This window comes from Streptomyces coffeae (assembly GCF_016741875.1).
Classification (GTDB): domain Bacteria; phylum Actinomycetota; class Actinomycetes; order Streptomycetales; family Streptomycetaceae; genus Streptomyces; species Streptomyces coffeae.
This window is the reverse complement of sequence record NZ_JAERRF010000227.1, coordinates 1-342: the sequence shown is the minus strand read 5'-3', so window position 1 is coordinate 342 and position 342 is coordinate 1. Positions and strand designations below refer to the sequence as shown.

At 68.7% G+C, this 342-nt stretch carries 1 protein-coding gene; it reads right to left on the bottom strand.

Annotated features, from left to right (window positions below; translation table 11 throughout):
• Window positions 1-342, bottom strand: a 342-nt coding sequence (locus JK363_RS41775) for a hypothetical protein (RefSeq protein WP_201883538.1), incomplete at both ends; no start/stop codon positions are given.

Genomic DNA, 342 nt, shown 5'->3' with positions numbered 1-342 from the left:
CACCGAACCCACCGGCCAAAACCGACGCCGCTGAAAGGCATAGGTGGGCAACTCCACCCGCCGCGCACCCGACCCCGCAAACAACATCCCCCAATCCACCGGGACACCGGTGACATGGAGCTGCGCCAACGCGGTGACGGCCGCTGTCTCCTCCGGCCGGTCCTTGCGCAGCACCGGAACCACCACGGCCCCATCCGGCGCCTGCTCTGTGACCAGTGCCGAGAGCACACCATCGGGGCCCAGTTCCAGGAAGGCTCCTACGCCCTCGGTGCTGAGGGTCTGGATGCCGTCGGCGAAGCGCACGGTCTCACGGACGTGCCGCACCCAGTACTCCGGCGAACC